At 71.2% G+C, this 2,921-nt stretch carries 3 protein-coding genes; 1 reads left to right on the top strand and 2 read right to left on the bottom strand.

The features are described from left to right. The coding region (locus tag ACFU99_RS39610; RefSeq protein WP_384402365.1) for a DEAD/DEAH box helicase at positions 1-1,369 on the bottom strand (1,369 nt) is incomplete at its 3' end. Between the two features lie 328 nt (positions 1,370-1,697). Between ACFU99_RS39610 and ACFU99_RS39605 the strand changes: the two genes are divergently transcribed. Beyond that, positions 1,698-2,435 (top strand): ferritin-like fold-containing protein, encoded by a 738-nt coding sequence (locus ACFU99_RS39605; RefSeq protein ID WP_384402362.1) that lies wholly within the window; start codon positions 1,698-1,700, stop codon positions 2,433-2,435. Between the two features lie 109 nt (positions 2,436-2,544). Here ACFU99_RS39605 and ACFU99_RS39600 read toward each other — a convergent pair whose 3' ends face one another. Next, positions 2,545-2,814 carry a hypothetical protein gene (locus tag ACFU99_RS39600; protein WP_384402360.1) on the bottom strand — a complete coding sequence of 90 codons (270 nt, stop codon included), beginning with the start codon at positions 2,812-2,814 and terminating at the stop codon, positions 2,545-2,547. Positions 2,815-2,921: the final 107 nt, after the last annotated feature.

The following is a 2,921-nucleotide window of genomic DNA, read 5'->3' as shown; positions in this document are numbered from 1 at the left end:
GGCCGCGGCCGCCCGTCTCGCCGAGGTCCTCGATCTCCTCGGCCGCCAGCCCGGCCCGCGTGCGCTCGGCGCGCGGCAGTATCCCCTTGGTGCCCTTGGGGATGGACAGCAGCTCGTAGAGGTGCTCGGAGGTGGAGTACGTCTCCTCCGGCTCGTCGAACGGCAGGTCCAGCGCCTTGTTGATCAGCTTCCAGCGCGGGATGTCGTCCCAGTCGACCAGCGTGACCGCCGTGCCGGACTTGCCCGCGCGGCCCGTACGGCCGATGCGGTGCAGATACGTCTTCTCGTCCTCGGGGGACTGGTAGTTGATGACATGCGTCACGTTGTCGACGTCGATGCCGCGGGCGGCGACGTCGGTGCAGACCAGCACGTCGACCTTGCCGTTGCGGAAGGCGCGCAGCGCCTGCTCGCGGGCGCCCTGGCCGAGGTCGCCGTGGACCGCGCCGGACGCGAAGCCGCGCCGCGAGAGCTGATCGGCGATGTCGGCGGCCGTGCGCTTCGTACGGCAGAAGACCATCGCGAGCCCCCGGCCGTCGGCCTGGAGGATGCGCGCGACCATCTCCGGCTTGTCCATGGAGTGGGCGCGGAAGACGTGCTGCGTGGTGTTGCGGACGGTCTGGCCCTCGTCGTCCGGCGACGTGGCGCGGATGTGCGTGGGCTGCGACATATAGCGGCGGGCGAGGCCGATGACGGCGCCCGGCATGGTCGCCGAGAACAGCATCGTCTGGCGCTTCACCGGCAGCATGGTGATGATCCGCTCGACGTCGGGCAGGAAGCCCAGGTCGAGCATCTCGTCGGCCTCGTCGAGGACGAGCGCCTTGACGTGCGAGAGGTCGAGCTTCTTCTGGCCCGCGAGGTCCAGCAGCCGGCCCGGGGTGCCGACGATCACGTCGACGCCCTTCTTGAGGGCCTCGACCTGCGGCTCGTAGGCGCGGCCGCCGTAGATGGCCAGGACGCGCACGTTACGGACCTTGCCGGCGGTCAGCAGGTCGTTGGTGACCTGCTGGCAGAGCTCGCGGGTGGGGACGACCACGAGCGCCTGCGGGGCGTCGGTCAGCTGCCCGGACGCCGCCCGGCCCGCCTCGACGTCCGCGGGGACGGTGACGCGCTCCAGCAGCGGGAGACCGAAGCCCAGCGTCTTGCCGGTGCCGGTCTTGGCCTGGCCGATGACGTCGGAGCCGCTGAGGGCGACCGGGAGCGTCATCTCCTGAATGGGGAAGGGGGACACGATGCCGACGGCCTCAAGGGCCTCGGCCGTCTCGGAAAGAATCCCGAGGTCTCGGAAAGTGGACAGAATCTTGCCTCTTCTGTGAGACGCGGAGCGAGGCGGCGAAGGGGGTCGTACCGCGCCGGGTACTCGGCCGGCCATGGAGGGGCCGGATGACGCGGGACCACTGCCTTCGCTCGTGCGCACGTGCCGCGAGCGGTTCCCTGCTTGGCGTGCGTACAGCTCGTACGCGCCGCGCTGAGGGCGGTCGGGTGGAAGCCGATCGGGCCACCGACCGGGCATCCGCTGGAGTCCGGGAGGCTTGCTTCCGGAAGACACAGCATAGGGACGGCCCGCCGATACTCGGCAGGCGCAATACCACTGTACCCCGGAATCGTGCATATGTGTTGGGGCAAACCTTTGTACGAGTGGGGCACACGTGGCTGACCAGGGGCTTCCTCTTCCAGTCGAGCGGGCTATTGTGCGCACCATGGAGACGCCTGACAACGCCGCTGCCGCCGCCGAAGAACACACCGGGATCGCTGCCCAGGACTGGGCCCAGGCATCCGCAGAACCGCAGTACAAGGCCGCCGTCGTCGATCTGCTGGGCGCACTCGCCTACGGTGAGCTGGCCGCCTTCGAGCGGCTCGCGGAGGACGCGAAGCTGGCGCCCTCGCTCGACGACAAGGCGGAGCTGGCGAAGATGGCGTCCGCCGAGTTCCAGCACTTCCAGCGGCTGCGCGACCGGCTGACGGCCATCGACGCCGAGCCGACCGGCGCGATGGAGCCGTTCGCCGCCGCGCTGGACGAGTTCCACCGCCAGACCGCGCCGTCCGACTGGCTGGAGGGCCTCGTCAAGGCGTATGTCGGCGACTCGATCGCCAGCGACTTCTACCGCGAGGTGGCGGCCCGGCTCGACTCCGACACGCGCGGCCTGGTGCTGACCGTCCTGGACGACACCGGGCACGCGACCTTCGCGGTCGAGAAGGTGCGGGCCGCGATCGAGGCCGAGCCGCGGGTCGGCGGGCGGCTCGCGCTGTGGGCCCGGCGGCTGATGGGCGAGGCGCTCTCGCAGGCGCAGCGGGTCGTCGCGGACCGCGACGCGCTCTCGACCATGCTGGTCGGCGGCGTCGCCGACGGCTTCGACCTCGCGGAGGTCGGCAAGATGTTCTCCCGCATCACCGAGGCCCACACCAAGCGCATGGCCGCGCTCGGCCTCGCCGCCTGAGCGGCCTCCCGGCCCGAGCGGTCTGAGGGCCTCCCGCCGGCAGGGCGTCGGAGGCCGGCCGGTCCGGCGCCATGAGGGCGCACGGGCCGGGCCCGGGTGGGAACGGCCGTCAGACCGTCACTGATCGCCGGACGCGGCTCGCGGGGCGCAGCAGCAGCGACAGCAGCGCCGCGCCGAGCGCGGCCCCCGCGATCAGCGTCGCGATGGCGTGCCCGGGGCCGAGGACGGCGTGCGCGAGCAGGGCGCCGAAGAGGGCCGCGACCGGTCCCGTGCCGAGCGTCAGGGGCCGCGAGGGGAAACGATCGGGCAAGCGCCGCACCGCGCCCAGGGCCATGGCGAAGCCAATGAGGACTGAGCCGAAAGCTTCCAGGAAAATCATGGTGCGATCCCTCCCGCTACGGCCGAAGCGCAAGTGCAAATCGGTCGTAGCCGGTCTTACCCAAGGGTTATGTCCAGCAACCCTCCACCGCTCCTTCACCTCCGGGA

Origin of the sequence: Streptomyces sp. NPDC057654 (assembly GCF_042800135.1) — a bacterium.
Taxonomy (GTDB): domain Bacteria; phylum Actinomycetota; class Actinomycetes; order Streptomycetales; family Streptomycetaceae; genus Streptomyces.
Note: the sequence above shows the minus strand (reverse complement) of the source record. Positions and strands in the feature narration are given on the sequence as shown.

Excerpts from the sequence above, each read along its gene's own strand:
- ACFU99_RS39605 (WP_384402362.1), top strand. The coding sequence starts at position 1,698 with ATGGAGACGCCTGACAACGCCGCTGCCGCCGCCGAAGAACACACCGGG.
- ACFU99_RS39600 (WP_384402360.1), bottom strand. The coding sequence starts at position 2,814 with ATGATTTTCCTGGAAGCTTTCGGCTCAGTCCTCATTGGCTTCGCCATG.